Below are 19,191 nucleotides of genomic sequence, written 5' to 3'. Positions count from 1 at the left end.
TCCTGCTTCCGTCCACCTGACCCGGCGCGCAGCCGCCTGACAGGTGTATCGGATCGATGATTCATTTTCTTTAATCAGAAAGCGGCAGGAAACAAAAAGGCACGATCGGGACTGCATCGTGCCCATTTTTGTCGCATTTTTGCGACGCACCATGAGTTCGCACGTACGTTCGGTCGACGTACGCGCGGACGTTTCAGCTGGCTTAGAAACCTTCGTTCGGTGCGAGATAGCGCCACTGACCCGGCGGCAAGGCGCCGAGCGCGACGTGGCCCATGCGAACGCGTTTCAGGCCGACGACCTCCAGCCCGACCCGCTCGCACATGCGGCGAATCTGACGTTTCTTGCCTTCACGCAGCACGAAGCGAAGCTGTTCGCCGTTTTGCCAGCTCACTTGCGCCGTTTTCAGCGGCACGCCGTCGAGTTCGAGGCCGTGGCGCAGCAGCGCGAGCTGTTCGGCGGGCAGATGCTGATCGACATCGACCGTATGCTCGCCGAAGCGCACGCGCACGAGATATTCCTTGTCGACTTCCGAATGACCGCCGATCAGTTGCTTCGCGACGCGGCCGTCCTGCGTGAGCACGAGGAGGCCCGTCGAATCGATATCGAGACGGCCCGCGGGCGCGAGCGTGCGCAGATGACCCGGCGTGAAGCGGATTCCCGAACGGTCCTCGTTCCAGTGATTGTCCGGGTTGATGAGCGTGACGGCGGGCTCGTAGCCGTCTTCCGCCTGACCCGACACGTAACCGACCGGCTTGTGCAGCAGGATCGTGACGAGTTGCGACTGCGCGGAGCGCGCGGCGGGCAGCACCTCGATGTTCTGGGTCGGACGAATGCGCGAGCCGAGCGTGTCGATGACTTCACCATCGACGAGCACCCAGCCTTTTTCGATCCATTCATCGGCTTCGCGGCGTGAGCAGAGGCCGAGTTCCGACATTACCTTGGACAGACGCACGAGGCCGTCGTGATGGTCGCGGTGCTTCGGTGCGGATTCCGCGACGGGCGTTGCCGGTTTCGCTGCGGGCTTCGGCGAAGGCTTGCGCGTGTCGCCGCGATCGTCGCGTTTGGCAAACGGGCGATCGCTGTCGTCGCGGCGCGGCGGGCGGGTTCCCGGCGCGCGGTCCTCGGACGATCTCCGCGCGCCGCGCTCGCCGAACGCGGGGCGCGAATCGTCGCCACGCGGTTTGAATGAGCGACGTTCATCGCCAGTTGATGTACGCTCGCCGCGCGCCGGCGCACGACCTTCCGCGCTTCTGCGCGGACCCGCGCCAAGACGCGAATCATCGCCACGCGGTTTGAACGGACGACGTTCATCGCCTGCCGGTGAACGCTCGCCGCGCGCTTGCGGACGATCTTCGAACGACTTGCGCGGTCCGCGCTCGCCGAACGCCGGACGCGAATCATCGCCACGCGGTTTGAACGGGCGACGTTCGTCGCCTGCCTGCGGACGGCCTTCAAACGACTTGCGCGGTCCGCGCTCGCCGAACGCCGGACGCGAATCATCGCCACGCGGTTTGAACGAGCGACGTTCGTCGCCTGCCTGCGGACGGCCTTCGAACGACTTGCGCGGTCCGCGCTCGCCGGACGCCGGACGCGAATCGTCGCCACGCGGTTTGAACGGGCGACGTTCATCGCCTGCCTGCGGACGGCCTTCGAACGACTTGCGCGGCCCGCGCTCGCCGGACGCCGGACGCGAATCATCGCCACGCGGTTTGAACGAGCGACGTTCGTCGCCTGCCTGCGGGCGGCCTTCGAACGACTTGCGCGGTCCGCGCTCGCCGGAGGCCGGACGCGAATCGTCGCCACGCGGTTTGAACGAGCGACGTTCGTCGCCTGCCTGCGGACGCCCTTCGAACGACTTGCGCGGTCCACGCTCGCCAAACGCCGGACGCGAATCATCACCACGCGGCTTGAACGCGCGCGGTTCGCGCTTATCCGCCGCCGGCTGGCCCGCGCGCTTCGGACGCGCCTCCTCCGGCGCGCTCGCGCGAGCAGGCTTGCGCCCGGTGGTCGTGCCGGCACGAACCGGGGAGCGCGTCGCCGAGGTGGCACGCGGATGTTTGGCTGTCAGTTTGACGCGCATAAATTCTCAGGCTGCGATCGCGCGCAGCAGTTCGGTTTCCACCTGGATCTGGGTGCGGTTGTTCGACAGGCTCTTGCCGTCGATCAGGAACACGTCCTCGACACGCTCGCCGAGCGTGTTGATCCGTGCCGCCTGCACGCCGATCCGGTGTTGCGCCAGCACGCGCGCGATCGAATAAAGAAGGCCCTGCCGGTCGTTGGCCGACACGGACAGGATGTAGTACTGGCCGCGGTCGTCGGGACGCAGGTCCACGCGCGGCGTAATCGGAAACGTGCGCACGAGCCGCGACAAGCGACCTTTCGACGGTTCCGGCAGAATGCGCTCGTCCGCGAGCAGCGCGGCCAGCTGCTGTTCGACGAGATTGGCGATGTCCCGATAACTCCCGTCGTGATCCGGATGCGCGACGAGGAAGTTGTCGAGCGCGTAACCGTGGCGCGTCGTCGTCACGCGCGCATCGAGCACGGACAGGCCGTTCTTGTCGAAATAGCCGCAGATGCCGGCGAACAGATCCGGCCGGTCCTTCAGGTAGACGAGCACCTGCAACGCCGCGCCGATGGGCGAGGGCCGCGCACGCACGATCGGCTCGTCGCTCTCGACGTGACGGTAGAGCACGCGCGTCTGCCACGCGATATCGGCGGGATCGTGACGCAGAAAATAGCCGACGTCGAGCTGATCCCAGAGGCGCTTTTGCGCGTGTTCCGGCACGGTTTCGAGCCGCAGCAGCGCGAGCGCGGCTTCCTGACGCGACTTGAGCTCCGAGTGCGTGTCCGGCTGCGCGCCGCCCAGCACCGCGTGCGTCGCGCGGAACAGATCTTCCAGAAGCTTGCCCTTCCAGTTGTTCCAGACCTTCGGACTCGTGCCGCGGATATCGGCGACGGTCAGCAGATACAGCGCCGCGAGCCGCCGCTCCGTCTTCACGACCGAGGCGAATTGCTTGATGACTTCCGGATCGCTCGTGTCCTGCTTCTGCGCGACCTGGCTCATCGTCAGATGTTGCTGCACGAGCCACACGACGAGCTCGGTATCTTCAGCGCCGATGTCATGCTCGCGGCAGAAACGCCGCGCGTCGGCCATGCCGAGCGTCGAATGGTCGCCGCCGCGGCCCTTGGCGATATCGTGGAACAGCGCGGCCACGTACAGCACCCACGGGCGCTCGAAGTTGCCCATCAACTGGCTGCAGAACGGATACTCGTGCGCGTGTTCGGCGATCGCGAAGCGCCGCAGGTTGCGCAGCACCATCAGGATGTGCTGATCGACCGTATAGACGTGATAGAGATCGTGCTGCATCTGTCCGACGATGCGGCGGAAATTCAGCAGATAGCGCCCGAGCACGCTTGTCTGGTTCATCAGGCGGAACGCGTGCGTGATGCCTTCGGGCTGCTTCAGGATTTCCATGAAGAGCCGTCGGTTTTCAGGGTCGCGCCGCCAGTCGCGGTCCATCAGATCGCGGGCGTTGTAGATCGCCCGCAACGTGCGCGCGGAAAAGCCCTTGATGCCGCGCGTCTGCTCGTAAAGCAGGAACGCTTCGAGAATCGCGTGCGGCTCGCGCTCGAAGACATCGTCGCGGGCGATTTCCAGCATGCCCTGCTTCTCGACGAAGCGCCCGGAAATGACGCGCGTGATGCCGCTCGTCGACGGGAATAGCTGCGCTTCGACGTTCTGGATCAGGATCGTCGCGAGCTGCGTCACGGCCTTGGCGGCCCAGTAGTAGCGGCGCATCAACTGCTCGCTCGCGCGCTTGGCGGCGGTCGCCTCGAAGCCGAAGCTCTCGGCGAGCGGCGTTTGCAGGTCGAAGACGAGAATGTCCTGGCGGCGTTTCGCGATCACGTGCAGCCGCGCGCGCAGCGCCTTCAGAAAGCCTTCGTTGCGGCGCAGTTCGCGCGCTTCGCGCTCGGTGATGAGCCCGCGCAAATCGAGTTCGCGCCAGCTGCTGCCAAAGCCCGCCGCGCGCGCGATCCATAGAATCAGTTGCAGATCGCGCAGCCCGCCGGGACTTTCCTTGATGTTCGGTTCGAGGCTGTACGGCGTGTCCTGGAACTTCGCGTGACGCTGACGCATCTCCAGCACTTTCGCCTGAAAGAACGCGCGCGGGTCGAGTGTCTCGCGGTAGCGCGCCGAGAAGCGCTGGAACAGTTGCGTGTCGCCACAGATGCGCCGCGCTTCCAGCAGCGACGTCTGCACCGTGATGTCGTTGCCCGCCTCGGCGATGCATTGCTCGACCGAGCGCACGCTGCTGCCGATATCCAGTCCCAGATCCCACGCCATGCCGATGAAACGCTCGACGCGGCCGTTCAGGTCCGCATCGTTCGTATGCGGCGAAGCCTCGGGAAGAAGCACGAGGATGTCGACGTCGGAATAGGGCGCGAGCTCGCCGCGCCCGTAGCCGCCGACCGCGACGAGCGCGGCGCCGTCGGGCATGTCGCAGGCGGCCCACGCGCCCTTGAGGGCGTCGTCAGTGGCGCGGGCGAGGGCATGCATCAGCGGCTCGACGTTCGAGGTCGCCTCGAAGCGTACGATCAGCGCCGCCTTCGCCGCCTTGTAGGCAGCGCGCAACGTTTCACAGGGCGTGGCGACGGCGGCAGTGACGCTCATGGATGGACCGGACGGTGGCGAGGAACGGCGAAGGAATGCGCCCGCGTGCAGCGATGGCGGGCGCCGGAAGACGCGGAATCAGGCCGTGGCCGCGATCAGTTGCGACGGCGCCTGCGTGCCCGCCGAAACGGTCAGCACTTCATAGCCCGTCTGCGTGACGAGCACGGTATGTTCCCACTGCGCCGAAAGGCTGCGGTCGCGCGTCTTGACGGTCCATTGGTCGGGCATCGTGCGAATTTCGCGGCGGCCGGCGTTGATCATCGGCTCGACGGTGAAGATCATGCCCGCCTGCAATTCGATGCCCGTGCCCGGACGGCCGTAGTGCAGCACTTGCGGATCCTCGTGGAACACCTGCCCGATGCCGTGGCCGCAGTATTCGCGCACGACGCTGTAGCCCTGCGCTTCGGCGTGCTTCTGGATCGCCGCGCCGATATCGCCGAGATGCGCGCCGGGGCGCACCTGATCGATGCCGAGCCACATGCAGTCGAAGGTCGTCTGCACGAGGCGCTTCGCCAAAATCGAGCCCTCGCCGACGATGAACATGCGGCTCGTATCGCCGAAATAGCCGTTCTTGATAACGGTGATGTCGATATTGAGCGCATCGCCGTTCTTCAGCACTTTCTCGCCGGGGATGCCGTGACAGATGACGTCGTTCACCGAGATGCAGGTGGCCTTCGGATACGGCGGATAGCCGGGCGGCTGATAGTTGAGCGGTGCGGGAACGGTGCCTTGTTCCTTCACCATGTATTCGTGGCAGAGGCGATCGAGTTCCTCGGTCGTCACGCCGGGCGTGATATGCGGCGTGATGAAATCGAGCACTTCGCTGGCGAGCCGGCAGGCGACGCGCATCTGCGCGATATCGTGATCGTTTTTCAGCGTAATGGACATGACTTGGCTCAGAAATGCGTGTATGCGGCAGTGAGCCGCGAAAGCGGCATTATCGCACCTTAAGAAATGCGCCGCACCCGGATAGTTTGGGGCCGCAAGCGCGGCGGCAAGGTGCCGGCGGGGTGCGCGCACGAAATCCGGTCCGGTCGTGCGGCTTGAGCCGACCAATCCTCACATGCTATACTCGCAGGCTAAGTCGTAATCCATCTTGCCGTCACGATCTTCCGGGACAATCGGATCATCTGAACGCAGTCACGGATCACGGCTTGGAATGTAGTTTCAAGTCGATTAGCAAGCCGGCGCACCCAGGGTGTCCGGCGTCCGGAAAGCGAAAAAACCGGGCGCGGGATGCGGCAGCCGGCTTAAGACCCAACCCTCGCGGAGAATTTCCATGGCAGTCACGATGCGTCAAATGCTGGAAGCCGGTGTCCACTTCGGTCACCAAACGCGCTTCTGGAACCCCAAGATGGCCCCGTACATCTTCGGTCATCGCAACAAGATTCACATCATCAACCTCGAAAAGACCCTGCCGCTCTACAACGACGCGCTGAAGTACGTGCGCCAGTTGGCAGCGAACCGCGGCACGATTCTTTTCGTCGGCACGAAGCGCCAGTCGCGCGACACCATCGCGCAGGAAGCAGCGCGCGCCGGTATGCCGTTCGTCAACGCCCGCTGGCTCGGCGGCATGATGACCAACTTCAAGACGCTGAAGGTTTCGATCAAGCGCCTGAAGGACATGGAAGCGGCGCTGGAATCGGGTGAAACCGAGCGCATGAGCAAGAAGGAAGCGCTTCTGTTCGAACGCGAAATGGCCAAGCTGCAAAAGTCCATCGGCGGCGTGAAGGACATGGGCGGCATTCCTGATGCAATGTTCGTCATCGACGTCGGCTACCACAAGATTGCTGTTACCGAAGCGAAGAAGCTCGGCATTCCGGTCATCGCCGTGGTCGACACGAACCACTCGCCGGAAGGCATCGACTACGTGATCCCGGGTAACGACGACGCGTCGAAGGCCGTGGCACTGTACGCCGAAGGCGTTGCTGACGCGATCCTCGAAGGCCGCGCGAACGCGGTGAACGACGTGGTCCAGGCTGTGCGCAACGGCGAAGGCGACGAGTTCGTCGAGGTCAACGCAGAGGCGTAAGCGCGCCCTGCGGCCGACAAAAAAGGGGGCTTTGCGAAAGGCCCCTTTTTTTTAGTCGAAGCGATAGAAATGCCAATTTTCCTGCCGTGGGCTAGTCGTAAAGTCGGCGGCACGTATCAAACAGACTCAAGGAGCGAATGATGGCGGCAATTACCGCAAGCATGGTGGCAGAACTGCGCGCGAAGACCGATGCGCCGATGATGGAATGCAAGAAGGCGCTGACGGAAGCCGACGGCGACATGGCGCGCGCGGAAGAGCTGCTGCGCGTGAAGCTCGGCAACAAGGCGAGCAAGGCGGCATCGCGCGTGACGGCTGAAGGCATCGTGACGGCGCACGTCGAAGGCGGCGTGGGCGCGCTCGTCGAGCTGAACTGCGAAACCGACTTCGTCGCGAAGAACGACGATTTCCTGGCCTTCGGCAAGACGATCGCCGAACTGGTCGCGAAGAGCAACCCGGCCGATGTGGCCGCGCTGTCGGCGCTGCCGCTGGAAAGTTCGACGGTCGACGCCGTGCGTCTGGCGCTGGTCGGCAAGATCGGCGAGAACCTGTCGATCCGCCGTTTCGTGCGTTTCGAGTCGGCCAACAAGGTCGCGTCGTACCTGCACGGCACGCGTATCGGCGTGCTGGTCGAGTTCACGGGCGCCGACGACCAGATCGGCAAGGATGTCGCGATGCACGTCGCCGCGATGAAGCCGGTTTCGCTGTCGTCGGACGAAGTGCCGGCCGATCTGATCGCCAAGGAACGCAGCATCGCCGAGCAGAAGGCAGCTGAATCGGGCAAGCCGGCCGAGATCGTCGCGAAGATGGTCGACGGCTCGGTCCAGAAGTACCTGAAGGAAGTGTCGCTGCTGAACCAGCCGTTCGTGAAGAACGACAAGCAGACGATCGAACAGATGCTCAAGGCTGGCAACGCGTCGGTGCAGAAGTTCGCGCTGTTCGTGGTCGGCGAGGGCATCGAGAAGCGTCAGGACGACTTCGCCGCCGAAGTTGCGGCGCAAGTCGCGGCGGCCAAGCAGTCCTAAGGCTCGCTTAAGGCGCGTGTGCTGTCATAGCGCGGCCGCGCGCCGGCCCGGCATGACCTGCGGCGGAACGTCCCGCCGCCAGTATTCAGCGATCCGGTTCGCACCCGAGCGGGCGCGGTGAACTAGGGGTAAACCCTGATTCACCGCGCCCGCCGCCCGATCCGGCCCGCTTGCAGTAAGCATTGTTTCACCCCTACAGTTCTACGTTGTTGCAACCCTCCTCGGCGCGATCGGAAACTCATATGCCCACAGCCTACAAACGCGTACTCCTCAAACTCTCCGGCGAAGCCCTGATGGGCGACGATGCTTTCGGCATCAATCGCGCAACGATCGAAAGGATGGTGGCGGATGTCGCGGAGGTGGTGCGGATCGGCACGCAACTGGCCGTCGTGATCGGCGGCGGCAACATCTTTCGCGGCGTGGCGGGCGGCGCGGCCGGCATGGACCGCGCAACCGCCGACTACATGGGGATGCTCGCCACGATGATGAACGCCCTCGCGCTGCAGGACGCGATGCGTCACGCGGGCATCGAAGCGCGCGTGCAGTCGGCGCTGCGCATGGATCAGGTGGTGGAGCCGTATATCCGCCCGCGCGCGATCCGTCAGCTGGAAGAGGGCAAGGTCGTGATCTTCGCGGCCGGCACCGGCAACCCGTTCTTCACGACGGACACGGCAGCCGCGCTGCGCGGCTCGGAAATCGGCGCCGAAGTGGTGTTGAAGGCGACCAAGGTCGATGGCGTATACTCCGCCGACCCGAAGAAAGATCCGCACGCGACGCGCTACAGCACGATCAGCTTCGACGAAGCGATCGGCCGCAATCTGCAGGTGATGGACGCCACGGCGTTCGCGCTGTGCCGCGACCAGAAGCTGCCGATCCGCGTGTTCTCGATCACGAAGCCGGGCGCGTTGAAGCGCATCGTGCAGGGCGACGACGAAGGGACGCTCGTCCACGTGTAAACTCACGCGATATCAGGCGCCGTGCGGCATGGCAAACGCCGCGCGCGAAATGCGCCGCTTTTCGCCAGTAAAACCCAGGTTTGGAGGTTCAAATGAGTGTGGCTGACATTAAAAAGGGCGTCGACCAGAAGATGCAGCGGTCGATCGAAGCGTTCAAGGCCGATCTCGCCAAGATTCGCACGGGCCGTGCGCACACGGGCCTGCTCGACCACATCCAGGTCGACTACTACGGCTCGAATGTGCCCATCTCGCAAGTCGCGAACATGACGCTCGTCGATGCGCGCACGATCGGCGTGCAGCCGTGGGAAAAGAAGATGGTCCCGGTGGTCGAGAAGGCGATCCGCGAATCGGATCTCGGTCTGAACCCGGCAACCCAGGGCGATCTCATCCGCGTGCCGATGCCCGCGCTGACCGAAGAGCGTCGCCGCGAACTCACGAAAGTCGTGAAGAGCGAAGGCGAAACCGCGAAGATCGCCGTGCGCAATCTGCGCCGCGACGCGAACGAGCAACTGAAAAAGCTCGTGAAGGACAAGGAGATTTCGGAAGACGACGAGCGCCGTGCAAGCGACGACGTGCAGAAGTTCACCGACAAGTTCGTCACCGAGATCGACAAGCTCGTTCAGACCAAAGAAGCCGAAATCATGACGGTGTGAGGCCGTAGAAACGGTTCTGCCAGCCTCGGGCGCGAATGCTGCGGGGTTGGCTCTCACTCCTTCCGATTCCCAGATTCAGCGGCCATGACCTATACCAGCTCCACCGTTACCGTGCCCGATGTCGCGGCTGTCCCGCGTCACGTCGCGATCATCATGGACGGCAATGGCCGTTGGGCGACCGAGCGGCGCCTGCCGCGTGTCGCCGGTCATACGCGCGGCGTCGACGCGGTTCGCGCAACCGTCGAGAGCTGCGCGCGGCGCGGCGTCGAATTCGTCACGCTGTTCGCGTTCAGCTCCGAAAACTGGCGTCGCCCGACCGACGAAGTGTCCTTCCTGATGCGCCTGTTCGTCACCGCGCTCGAGCGCGAAATCGGCAAGCTGCACGCGAATGGCATCCGCCTGCGCGTGGTCGGCGACATCGCCATGTTCGACGACCGCATCCGCGCGCTGATCCAGCGCGCCGAGACCAAGACGGCCCGCAATACCCGCCTGACGCTCACCATCGCCGCCAACTACGGCGGGCGCTGGGACATCATGCAGGCTACCAAGAAGCTGATCGCGCAATCGCTCGAAACCGGCGTGCCGGCCCGCGTGGACGACGAATCGTTCGCCGAGCATCTCGCGATGGCTTACGCGCCCGAGCCGGATCTCTTCATCCGCACGGGCGGCGAGCAGCGCATCAGCAACTTCCTGCTGTGGCAGCTCGCGTACACCGAGCTTTATTTCACCGATACCTACTGGCCCGACTTCGACGCCGACGCGCTCGATCGCGCGATCGCATCGTACGGCGACCGTGAGCGCCGCTTCGGGCGCACGAGCGCGCAGCTCGCTTCCCAATCGCAGAAGGCCGACACCCTTTCATGCTAAGAACCCGTGTCATCACGGCAATCGTCCTGCTCGCGGTACTCGTGCCGGTCACGCTGTTCGCGCCGGTCGGTGCGTTCGGGGCGCTGATCGGTTTCGTCGTCGTGTTCGCGGCATGGGAATGGGGGCGTCTGCTGAAGCTGAACGGGGCCGGGCCGGTGGCCTACGCGCTGGTCGCGGGCGTCGCGCTGATTTTCAGCGCCTTTCTGGGCGTCGCGCCCAAGCCGCTGTTTCAGATGGCGGCGATTTTCTGGGTGCTCGCGGGTCCGTTTGCGCTCATACGAAAGCCGCAACTCGCAAGCGGCCCGTGGCGCGCGTTCCTGCTTTTCGCCGGAATCGTCGTGTTCGTCGCGTGCTGGCATGCGGTCGTCGCGGCCCGCACGGTGGGCGTGGCGTTCGTGCTATCGCTTCTGCTAGTAGTCTGGCTGGCTGACATAGGCGCATACTTCGCCGGAAAAGCGCTCGGCCGCCACAAACTCGCCCCGTCCATCAGCCCGGGCAAGACCTGGGAGGGCGCCCTCGGCGGGTGGCTCGCCGTTCTCATCATCGGCGCGCTCGCCGCGGCCACCGGCTTTTATGCACCCACCGTGTTCACGGCTTTCGTCGAGCATCTCGGCTGGGATCGCTCGTTCGTCGCGCTGTCCGTGCTGGTCGCGTTCAGCGTGGTCGGCGACCTGTTCGAGTCGCTGCTCAAGCGCCAGGCGGGCGTCAAGGATTCGAGCGGGCTCCTGCCGGGTCATGGCGGCGTCCTCGACCGCATCGACGCCTTGTTGCCCGTATTGCCGATCGCAATGCTGATGCTTGGCTAATCGGCTAGAGAAGAATTTATGCAAAAACGTCTCACATTGCTCGGCTCCACGGGCTCGATCGGCGACAGCACGCTCGACGTCGTGGCGCGTCACCCGGACCGTTTCTCGGTCTACGCGCTGAGCGCTCACCGCAACGGCGACAAACTCGTCGCCCAGTGCCTGAAATTCCAGCCCGAAGTGGCGGTCGTCGGCGATGCCGAAACCGCCGCGCGCGTCGCCGCGGCGTTGCGCGCGCAGGGCTGCAAGACGGAAGTGACGCACGGACCGGAAGCGCTCGTCGAGGTCGCCCGCGCGGCGGCGTGCGATACGGTCGTCGCGGCGATCGTCGGCGCGGCGGGCCTCGCGCCGACGCTTGCCGCCGCGCGCGCCGGCAAGCGCATCCTGCTTGCAAACAAGGAAGCGCTCGTGATGTCCGGCCAGATCTTCATGGACGCGGTGCGCGACAACGGCGCGATCCTGCTGCCGGTCGACAGCGAGCACAACGCCGTGTTCCAGTGCCTGCCGCCTTGCGCGGACAAGGAAGCGAAGCTGCACGGCGGCGTGTCGAAGATCATTCTGACGGCATCCGGCGGCCCGTTCCGCACCCGCGAACCCGCGACGCTCGTGAATGTCACGCCCGAAGAGGCCGTCAAGCATCCGAACTGGGCGATGGGCCGCAAGATCTCAGTCGATTCCGCGACGATGATGAACAAAGGCCTCGAAGTGATCGAGGCACACTGGCTCTTCAATCTGCCCGGCTCGCGCATCGAAGTGCTGATCCATCCGCAAAGCGTGATCCATTCGATGGTGTCCTACGCCGACGGCTCGGTGCTCGCGCAGCTCGGCAATCCCGACATGCGCACGCCGATCGCGCACGCGCTGGCGTATCCTGATCGGGTGGACTCGGGCGTGGCGCCGCTCGATCTCGCCCAGATCGCCTCGCTCACGTTCGAAAAACCCGATTTCGCGCGCTTTCCGTGCCTTGCGCTGGCCATCCAGGCGCTGGAAGCGGGCGGCATCGCGAGCGCTGCGCTGAACGCGGCCAACGAAATCGCCGTGGAAGCGTTCCTCGAGCGACGTATCGGCTTCATGGCGATCGGCGGCGTGGTGGAGCGCGTGCTGAACACGCTGCCGAACACGAGCGCCGCCACACTCTCCGACGTCCTCGCTGCCGATGCGAACGCGCGCCGTCTCGCATCCCGCTTCGTCGCTGAGCTCACCGCGAGCGCGCCGGGCGCCGAACCCATCGCCCATTGAGGCCGTCATGAACTTTCTGACCGAAATCGTCGCCTTCGTCGTTGCGATAGGCGTACTCGTCGTCGTCCACGAATTCGGTCACTACAGCGTCGCGCGACTGTGCGGCGTGAAAGTGCTGCGGTTCTCGGTCGGCTTCGGCAAGCCGCTCGTGCAGTGGGTCAGCAAGAAGACGGGCGTCGAATGGACTATCGCCGCGCTGCCGCTCGGCGGCTACGTGAAGATGCTCGACGAGCGCGAGATCGACCCCGACAGCGGCACGAAGATTCCCGCCGAGGACTTGCCGCGCGCCTTCAACCGGCAGAGCGTGGGCAAGCGCATCGCGATCGTCGCGGCGGGGCCTATCGCCAACTTCCTGCTCGCGATCGCGCTGTTCTCGGCCGTGTTCGCGGGCGGCGTGACCGAACCCGCGGCGATCGTCTCGCAGCCCGCGCCGGACACGGCGGCGGCGCACGCGGGCTTCGAAGGCGGCGAAACGGTCCTGTCGATGCGCGACGCGCAAGGCGGCGAGACGCATCCGATCCGCTCGTGGTCCGACCTGCGCTGGAAACTGCTCGATGCGTCGTTCGATCATCGCCGCATCGTGCTGACCGCGAAGACGCACGAAGGCACCTTCGATTTCCCGATGAGCGTCGCCGCCATCACCGATGCCGACGCAGATCAGGACTTCATGGACAAGCTCGGCTTCACGCCGGGCGGCGGCACGCTGACGGTCGCAGGCGTGGAAGCGGGCAGCGCCGCGCAGAAGAGCGGGCTGAAAGCCGGCGACACGCTGCGCGCGATCGACGGCCGCAGCGTCGACAACGCGACGAGTTTCATCGACTACGTGAAGGCGCATGGCGCGAAGCCCGTGACGCTCGTGATCGAGCGCAACGGCCAGCGCGAATCCGTGCAGATCGTGCCGGACCTGAAGCGCGATGGGTCGACGGGCAAGGATATCGGCCGCATCGGCGCCGCGCTCGCGAATCAGTTGCCCACGGTGGACGTGCGCTACGGCCCGGTCGAAAGCCTGCGCCTCGGCGTGAACCGCACGTGGGACATCAGCGTGTACTCGCTGCGCATGTTCGGGCGGATGATCACCGGCGAGGCGTCGCTCAAGAATCTTTCGGGGCCGGTCACGATTGCCGACTATGCGGGAAAGAGCGCGAGACTCGGCGTAACCGCCTTTGTTTCATTTCTTGCGCTCGTCAGCATCAGCCTCGGAGTGTTGAACTTGTTACCGATTCCGGTATTGGACGGTGGGCATCTGTTATATTATTTGGTTGAGGCTGTTACCGGCAAAGCCGTATCCGACCGCTGGCAGCTGGTTCTGCAAAGGGCGGGCCTGGTCTGCATCGTCGCGCTTTCGATGATCGCACTGTTCAATGACCTCGCTCGTCTGATTCGTTTTTGATCCACTTTGACAATTTCTGGCGGCGTCTCTCGAGCGACCGCCGGAACGAATGCAGCTTTAAATACTGGGGAAGCACGTTGTTCAAACCTCATCGCTTTGTTCCTAAGACGGCTGTGGCCGCGGCACTCGCCGCAACGGGCATGGCGGCGCACGCCACCACGCCGTTCGTCGTGCAGGATATTCGGATCGACGGTCTCCAACGGATCGAACCGGGCTCCGTCTTCGCTTATCTGCCGATCAAGCAAGGCGACACCTTCACCGACGACAAGGCCTCCGAAGCGATTCGCGCGCTCTACGCGACGGGCTTCTTCAACGACGTTCAGATCGCCACCGAAGGCAACGTGGTGATCGTGCAGGTGCAGGAGCGCCCGGCCATCTCGGCCATCGATTTCGCGGGCCTGCACGAGTTCGACAAGGACAATCTCACGAAGGCGTTGCGCTCGGTCGGTCTGTCGCAAGGCCGCTCGTACGATAAGGCGCTCGTCGACAAGGCGGAGCAGGAGCTCAAGCGTCAGTACCTGACGCGCGGCTACTACGCGGCGGAAGTCACCACCACGGTGACGCCGGTGGACCGCAACCGCGTCGCGATCCTGTTCTCGGTGGCCGAAGGCCCGAGCGCGAAGATCCGCCAGATCAACTTCGTCGGCAACAAGGCGGTGAGTTCGGGCACGCTGCTGAGCGAAATGCAGCTCTCCACGCCGAACTGGTTCTCCTGGTACACGAAGAGCGATCTCTACGCGAAGGAAAAGCTGACGGGCGACCTCGAAAACGTGCGCTCGTACTACCTGAACCGCGGCTACCTCGAGTTCAGCATCGATTCCACGCAGGTGTCGATCTCGCCGGACAAGAAGGACATGTATCTGACGATCGCCGTGCATGAAGGCGAGCCGTACAAGATCAGCAGCATCAAGCTTTCGGGCAACCTGCTCGACCGCGAGGCGGAGCTCAACAAGCTCGTCAAGATCAAACCGGGCGAGCGCTTCTCGGCCGAGAAGCTGCAGGCGACGACCAAGGCGATCGTCGACAAGCTCGGCGAATACGGCTACGCGTTCGCGCAGGTCAACGCGCAGCCGGCCATCGATCAGGCAGACCACACGGTGGCGCTGACGCTGCAGGTGGACCCGAGCCGCCGCGTGTATGTGCGGCGCGTGAACATCGTCGGCAATACGCGCACGCGCGACGAAGTGGTGCGCCGCGAAATGCGCCAGCTCGAAAGCTCGTGGTTCGATTCGAGCCGCCTCGGGCTGTCGAAGGACCGGATCAACCGTCTGGGCTACTTCACCGATGTCGACGTCACCACGACGCCGGTGGAAGGCACGAACGACCAGGTCGACGTCGACGTGAAGGTCGCCGAAAAGCCGACCGGCGCGATCACGCTGGGCGCGGGCTTCTCGTCGACGGACAAGGTGGTGCTGTCCGCGGGCGTGTCGCAGGACAACGTGTTCGGTTCGGGCACGAGTCTCGCGGTCAACGTGAACACCGCGAAGACGTACCGCACGCTGACGGTGACGCAGGTCGATCCGTACTTCACGATCGACGGCATCAAGCGCATCACCGACGCGTACTACCGCACGTATCAGCCGCTGTACTACTCGACCGATTCGAGCTTCAAGATCATCACGATGGGTGCCGACACCAAGTTCGGCATCCCGTTCTCCGAGCAAGACACGGTGTTCTTCGGCGTCGGCGCCGAGCAGAACACGATGGATCTGGACTCGGCCACGCCGCAGTCCTACCAGAACTACGTGAACGAGTTCGGCCGCGTGGTGAACAACTATCCGCTGACGGTCGGCTGGTCGCGCGACAATCGCGACAGCGCGCTGGTTCCGAGCCGCGGTTATTACGTCCAGTCGAACGCGGAATACGGCACGCCGCTCGGCAACACGACCTACGCGAAGTTCGACGCGCAGTTCCAGTATTACTACTCGTTCGCGCGCGGTTTCGTGCTCGGCTTCAACCTGCAGGGCGGCTACGGGAAGGGCCTGCAAGGCCAGACGTACCCGATCTTCAAGAACTACTACGCGGGTGGTATCGGTTCGGTGCGCGGCTACTCGCCGAGCTCGCTGGGTCCGCGCGACTCGAAGACGAACGATCCGATCGGCGGCTCGCGCATGGCGGTCGGCAATATCGAACTGACGTTCCCGCTGCCGGGCACGGGTTATGACCGCACGCTGCGCGTCTTCACCTTCCTCGATGCCGGTAACGTCTGGGGCGACCCGAACCAGGGCGGCACGAGCTCCGGCGCGAACGGCCTGCGCTACGGCTACGGTGTGGGTCTCGCGTGGATCTCGCCGATCGGCCCGCTCAAGCTGAGCCTGGGCTTCCCGCTGCAGAAGCACGAAGGCGATCAGTATCAGAAGTTCCAGTTCCAGATCGGTACGGCTTTCTAAACGGCATGCCGACGAACGCGAACTTCATTCAATCAGACGTAACGTGAGGAACACTTTGGGAACCGGTAAGCATTCGAAACATATGGCGCTGGCGCTTGCGTTGTCGATGGTTCTCGGCCTGGGCACGGCGATGTCCGCCAGCGCTCAGGAAGCGCGCATCGCTGCGGTCAATTCGGACCGCATCCTGCGCGAATCGGCTGCGGCAAAGGCTGCGCAGTCGAAGCTCGAGCAGGAATTCTCCAAGCGTGACAAGGCGCTGCAGGACATGGCGCAGCGCCTGAAGTCGATGTCCGACAACATCGACAAGAGCGGCACCTCGCTGGCGCCGAGCGATCGCGCCGCGCGTCAGCGCGACCTCGCGCAGCTCGACGCCGATTTCCAGCGCAAGCAGCGTGAATTTCGCGAAGACCTGAATCAGCGCCGCAACGAGGAACTCGCGGCGGTGCTGGACCGGGCGAACAAGGTGATCAAGCAGATCGCGGAGCAGCAGCACTACGACCTGATCGTGCAGGAAGCGGTGTACGTGAGCCCGCGCATCGACATTACGGATCAGGTGCTGAAGGCGCTGGCCGCGAGTTCGGCCGGTACGGGCTCGAGCTCGAACTGACGAGGACTGAGACGAGATGGCATCAGGCATGACGATCACGCTCGACGAGCTGGTGAAGCGCTTCGGTGGCGAGGTGGTCGGCGAGGGCGCGCACGCAGTCGGGAGTCTCGCGCCGCTCGACAAGGCCGGCCCCGGGCAGCTCGCGTTCCTCGCGAATCAGAAATATCTGCCGCAGGTGGAAACGACGCGCGCCGGCGCGGTATTGATCTCTCCCGCCGATCTCGAGAAGGTGGCGAATCGCGCGGGCAGCAACTTCATCGTCACGCCGAATCCTTACGCGTATTTCGCGCGCGTGGCGCAGGCGTTCATCGACCTTGCAACGCCCAAAGCCAGGCCGGGCGTGCATCCGAGCGCGACCATCGATCCCGACGCCAAAGTTGCGGCGAGCGCCGTGATCGGACCGCATGTAACGGTCGAGGCGGGCGCGGTGATCGGCGAGCGCGTGAAGCTCGATGCGGGCGTGGTCATCGGGCGCGGCGTGAAGCTCGGCGACGACGTGCATCTGTATCCCAATGTCACCGTCTATCACGGCTGCAAGCTCGGCGCGCGCGTGATCGTGCATGCGGGCGCGGTGATCGGCGCGGATGGCTTCGGCTTCGCGCCGGATTTCGTCGGCGAGGGCGATGCGCGCACCGGAAGCTGGGTGAAGATTCCGCAGGTCGGCGCAGTCGATATCGCCGCCGACGTCGAAATCGGCGCGAACACGACGATCGATCGCGGCGCGATGGCGGATACCGTCATCGAAGAATGCGTGAAGATCGACAATCTGGTGCAGATCGGCCATAACTGCCGCATCGGCGCGTACACGGTGATCGCCGGTTGCGCGGGCATCGCGGGCAGCACGAGCATCGGCAAGCATTGCATGATCGGCGGCGCGGTCGGTATCGCGGGCCATGTGACGCTCGCGGACTACGTGATCGTCACGGCGCAGTCGGGCGTCTCGAAGTCGCTGCTGAAGCCCGGCATGTACACGAGCGCGTTTCCGGCCGTGCCGCATGGCGACTGGAACAAGAGCGCGGCGATCATGCGCAATCTGGACAAGATGCGCGAACGCATCAAGGCGCTGGAATCGGCGCTGACGGACGCAGGCAAAGGCGACGCTCGGAACGGCGGCGCGTAAGCACGCGGGTCGCTAGCCGCCCACGAGACACAGCAATCCCGGGCGGGCGTCACGGACGGCCCGCCATCCAATTTCCGCGCCCGACACGCGCGTGAGCAGAACGACCATGAGCACAGAAAAAATCAATCTCGATATCCACAAGATCCTCACGCTGCTGCCGCATCGCTATCCGATCCTGCTCGTGGATCGCGTGCTCGAACTCGAGCCGCACAAGAGCATCAAAGCGTTGAAGAACGTGACGATCAACGAGCCGTATTTTCAGGGCCACTTCCCGACACGGCCGGTCATGCCGGGCGTGCTGATCCTGGAAGCGCTCGCGCAGACTGCCGCGTTGCTGACCTTCGCGGAAGAGCCGCACGATCCGGGCAATACGCTCTACTACTTCGTCGGCATCGACGGCGCGCGCTTCAAGCGCGTGGTGGAGCCGGGCGATCAGCTGATCCTCAACGTTCACTTCGAGCGGTACATGCGGGGCATCTGGAAGTTCAAGGCGCGCGCCGAAGTCGACGGCGCGACGGCCGCCGAAGCCGAGCTCATGTGTACCGTCAAGACCACGGACGCCTGAGCGCGCATTTGCGTCCGCTCCGCGTCCATCCGCGTTCATCGAAACAAGCAGCACGAACAGCATAGGCGAAAAGCGCATGAGCAAGATTCACCCAACCGCGATCGTCGAGCCGGGCGCTCAGCTCGACGAGTCCGTCGAAATCGGACCGTACGCGATCGTCGGTTCGCACGTCGTGATCGGCGCGGGCACGACCGTCGGTTCGCACAGCGTGATCGAAGGCCATACGACCATCGGTAGCGACAATCGCATCGGCCATTACGCGTCGATCGGCGGCCGTCCGCAGGACATGAAGTACAAGGGCGAGCCGACGCGTCTCGAAATCGGCGACCGCAACACCATCCGCGAATTCACGACGCTGCACACGGGCACGGCGCAGGATCAGGGGCTGACCTCCATCGGCAGCGATTGCTGGATCATGGCCTACGTGCACGTCGGTCATGACTGCCGCCTCGGCGACAACGTCATCATGTCGAGCAACGCGCAACTGGCCGGGCACGTGATCGTCGGCGATCACGCGATCGTCGGCGGGATGTCGGGCGTGCATCAGTTCGTACGCATCGGCGCGCATTCGATGCTCGGCGGCGCCTCGGCGCTCGTGCAGGACGTGCCGCCGTTCGTCATCGCGGCCGGCAACAAGGCGGAGCCGCACGGCATCAATGTCGAAGGTCTGCGCCGCCGCGGCTTCACGCCCGACGCCATTTCGGCGTTGCGCTCGGCGTATCGGATCGTCTACAAGAGCGGGCTTTCGCTCGAAGAAGCGAAAGTGCAACTGAAAGAACTGAGCACGGCGGGCGGCGAGGGCGATGCGCCCGTCAAGGCTTTCTCCGACTTCATCGCGGCGTCGCAGCGCGGCATCATTCGCTAGACCCGCCGCC

General features: G+C 64.4%; 16 protein-coding genes. 13 read left to right on the top strand and 3 right to left on the bottom strand.

Annotated features, from left to right (window positions below):
• Window positions 1-202: 202 nt before the first annotated feature.
• The 3 genes from AWB80_RS16060 to map all read right to left on the bottom strand — a co-directional run bounded on the left by AWB80_RS16060 (window position 203) and on the right by map (window position 5,560).
• Window positions 203-2,080, bottom strand: a complete 1,878-nt coding sequence (locus tag AWB80_RS16060; RefSeq protein ID WP_061175661.1) for a pseudouridine synthase — start codon at window positions 2,078-2,080, stop codon at window positions 203-205.
• A gap of 6 nt (window positions 2,081-2,086) precedes the next feature.
• Window positions 2,087-4,672, bottom strand: a complete 2,586-nt coding sequence (locus AWB80_RS16055) for a [protein-PII] uridylyltransferase (RefSeq protein ID WP_061175660.1) — start codon at window positions 4,670-4,672, stop codon at window positions 2,087-2,089.
• Between the two features lie 78 nt (window positions 4,673-4,750).
• On the bottom strand, window positions 4,751-5,560 hold the full coding sequence (map, locus tag AWB80_RS16050) for a type I methionyl aminopeptidase (RefSeq protein ID WP_061175659.1): 810 nt from the start codon (window positions 5,558-5,560) through the stop codon (window positions 4,751-4,753).
• 391 nt (window positions 5,561-5,951) lie between these two features.
• Here map and rpsB point away from each other — a divergent pair, with 391 nt between their 5' ends.
• From rpsB to lpxA, 13 genes are all read left to right on the top strand, one after another.
• On the top strand, window positions 5,952-6,704 hold the full coding sequence (rpsB, locus tag AWB80_RS16045) for a 30S ribosomal protein S2 (protein WP_061175658.1): 753 nt from the start codon (window positions 5,952-5,954) through the stop codon (window positions 6,702-6,704).
• 140 nt (window positions 6,705-6,844) lie between these two features.
• The gene (tsf, locus tag AWB80_RS16040) at window positions 6,845-7,726 is read left to right on the top strand and encodes a translation elongation factor Ts (protein ID WP_061175657.1); all 882 of its coding nucleotides are present in this window, start codon (window positions 6,845-6,847) and stop codon (window positions 7,724-7,726) included.
• A gap of 242 nt (window positions 7,727-7,968) precedes the next feature.
• Window positions 7,969-8,682, top strand: coding sequence for a UMP kinase (pyrH, locus tag AWB80_RS16035; RefSeq protein WP_061175656.1), 714 nt, complete (start codon window positions 7,969-7,971; stop codon window positions 8,680-8,682).
• A 92-nt stretch (window positions 8,683-8,774) separates the two neighbouring features.
• Window positions 8,775-9,335, top strand: coding sequence for a ribosome recycling factor (frr, locus tag AWB80_RS16030; protein WP_061175655.1), 561 nt, complete (start codon window positions 8,775-8,777; stop codon window positions 9,333-9,335).
• A gap of 84 nt (window positions 9,336-9,419) precedes the next feature.
• A complete protein-coding gene (gene uppS / locus AWB80_RS16025) occupies window positions 9,420-10,202 on the top strand; it encodes a polyprenyl diphosphate synthase (protein ID WP_061175654.1) in 783 nt (260 codons plus the stop codon).
• On the top strand, window positions 10,196-11,008 hold the full coding sequence (locus AWB80_RS16020; protein WP_061175653.1) for a phosphatidate cytidylyltransferase: 813 nt from the start codon (window positions 10,196-10,198) through the stop codon (window positions 11,006-11,008). The genes uppS and AWB80_RS16020 overlap by 7 nt, the downstream gene beginning before the upstream one ends.
• Window positions 11,009-11,026: 18 nt before the next feature.
• Window positions 11,027-12,244, top strand: a complete 1,218-nt coding sequence (locus tag AWB80_RS16015; RefSeq protein WP_061175652.1) for a 1-deoxy-D-xylulose-5-phosphate reductoisomerase — start codon at window positions 11,027-11,029, stop codon at window positions 12,242-12,244.
• 7 nt (window positions 12,245-12,251) lie between these two features.
• Window positions 12,252-13,634 carry an RIP metalloprotease RseP gene (gene rseP / locus AWB80_RS16010; protein WP_061175651.1) on the top strand — a complete coding sequence of 461 codons (1,383 nt, stop codon included), beginning with the start codon at window positions 12,252-12,254 and terminating at the stop codon, window positions 13,632-13,634.
• Window positions 13,635-13,711: 77 nt separating this feature from the next.
• A complete protein-coding gene (gene bamA / locus AWB80_RS16005; RefSeq protein ID WP_061175650.1) occupies window positions 13,712-16,024 on the top strand; it encodes an outer membrane protein assembly factor BamA in 2,313 nt (770 codons plus the stop codon).
• An 82-nt stretch (window positions 16,025-16,106) separates the two neighbouring features.
• The gene (locus tag AWB80_RS16000; protein ID WP_061175649.1) at window positions 16,107-16,631 is read left to right on the top strand and encodes an OmpH/Skp family outer membrane protein; all 525 of its coding nucleotides are present in this window, start codon (window positions 16,107-16,109) and stop codon (window positions 16,629-16,631) included.
• Between the two features lie 16 nt (window positions 16,632-16,647).
• Window positions 16,648-17,751, top strand: a complete 1,104-nt coding sequence (gene lpxD / locus AWB80_RS15995) for a UDP-3-O-(3-hydroxymyristoyl)glucosamine N-acyltransferase (protein WP_425266854.1) — start codon at window positions 16,648-16,650, stop codon at window positions 17,749-17,751.
• Window positions 17,752-17,857: 106 nt separating this feature from the next.
• Window positions 17,858-18,316, top strand: a complete 459-nt coding sequence (gene fabZ / locus AWB80_RS15990) for a 3-hydroxyacyl-ACP dehydratase FabZ (protein WP_061175647.1) — start codon at window positions 17,858-17,860, stop codon at window positions 18,314-18,316.
• A 76-nt stretch (window positions 18,317-18,392) separates the two neighbouring features.
• Window positions 18,393-19,181: an acyl-ACP--UDP-N-acetylglucosamine O-acyltransferase gene (gene lpxA / locus AWB80_RS15985; RefSeq protein ID WP_061175646.1), complete on the top strand. Its 789-nt coding sequence runs from the start codon at window positions 18,393-18,395 to the stop codon at window positions 19,179-19,181.
• The last annotated feature ends 10 nt before the right edge of the window (window positions 19,182-19,191 follow it).

The sequence above is a fragment of the Caballeronia pedi genome, assembly GCF_001544915.2.
Taxonomy (GTDB): Bacteria; Pseudomonadota; Gammaproteobacteria; order Burkholderiales; family Burkholderiaceae; genus Caballeronia; species Caballeronia pedi.
Note: the sequence above shows the minus strand (reverse complement) of the source record. Positions and strands in the feature narration are given on the sequence as shown.

Excerpts from the sequence above, each read along its gene's own strand:
- AWB80_RS16060 (WP_061175661.1), bottom strand. The coding sequence starts at position 2,080 with ATGCGCGTCAAACTGACAGCCAAACATCCGCGTGCCACCTCGGCGACG.
- AWB80_RS16055 (WP_061175660.1), bottom strand. The coding sequence starts at position 4,672 with ATGAGCGTCACTGCCGCCGTCGCCACGCCCTGTGAAACGTTGCGCGCT.
- map (WP_061175659.1), bottom strand. The coding sequence starts at position 5,560 with ATGTCCATTACGCTGAAAAACGATCACGATATCGCGCAGATGCGCGTC.
- rpsB (WP_061175658.1), top strand. The coding sequence starts at position 5,952 with ATGGCAGTCACGATGCGTCAAATGCTGGAAGCCGGTGTCCACTTCGGT.
- tsf (WP_061175657.1), top strand. The coding sequence starts at position 6,845 with ATGGCGGCAATTACCGCAAGCATGGTGGCAGAACTGCGCGCGAAGACC.
- pyrH (WP_061175656.1), top strand. The coding sequence starts at position 7,969 with ATGCCCACAGCCTACAAACGCGTACTCCTCAAACTCTCCGGCGAAGCC.
- frr (WP_061175655.1), top strand. The coding sequence starts at position 8,775 with ATGAGTGTGGCTGACATTAAAAAGGGCGTCGACCAGAAGATGCAGCGG.
- uppS (WP_061175654.1), top strand. The coding sequence starts at position 9,420 with ATGACCTATACCAGCTCCACCGTTACCGTGCCCGATGTCGCGGCTGTC.
- AWB80_RS16020 (WP_061175653.1), top strand. The coding sequence starts at position 10,196 with ATGCTAAGAACCCGTGTCATCACGGCAATCGTCCTGCTCGCGGTACTC.
- AWB80_RS16015 (WP_061175652.1), top strand. The coding sequence starts at position 11,027 with ATGCAAAAACGTCTCACATTGCTCGGCTCCACGGGCTCGATCGGCGAC.
- rseP (WP_061175651.1), top strand. The coding sequence starts at position 12,252 with ATGAACTTTCTGACCGAAATCGTCGCCTTCGTCGTTGCGATAGGCGTA.
- AWB80_RS16000 (WP_061175649.1), top strand. The coding sequence starts at position 16,107 with ATGGCGCTGGCGCTTGCGTTGTCGATGGTTCTCGGCCTGGGCACGGCG.
- lpxD (WP_425266854.1), top strand. The coding sequence starts at position 16,648 with ATGGCATCAGGCATGACGATCACGCTCGACGAGCTGGTGAAGCGCTTC.
- fabZ (WP_061175647.1), top strand. The coding sequence starts at position 17,858 with ATGAGCACAGAAAAAATCAATCTCGATATCCACAAGATCCTCACGCTG.
- lpxA (WP_061175646.1), top strand. The coding sequence starts at position 18,393 with ATGAGCAAGATTCACCCAACCGCGATCGTCGAGCCGGGCGCTCAGCTC.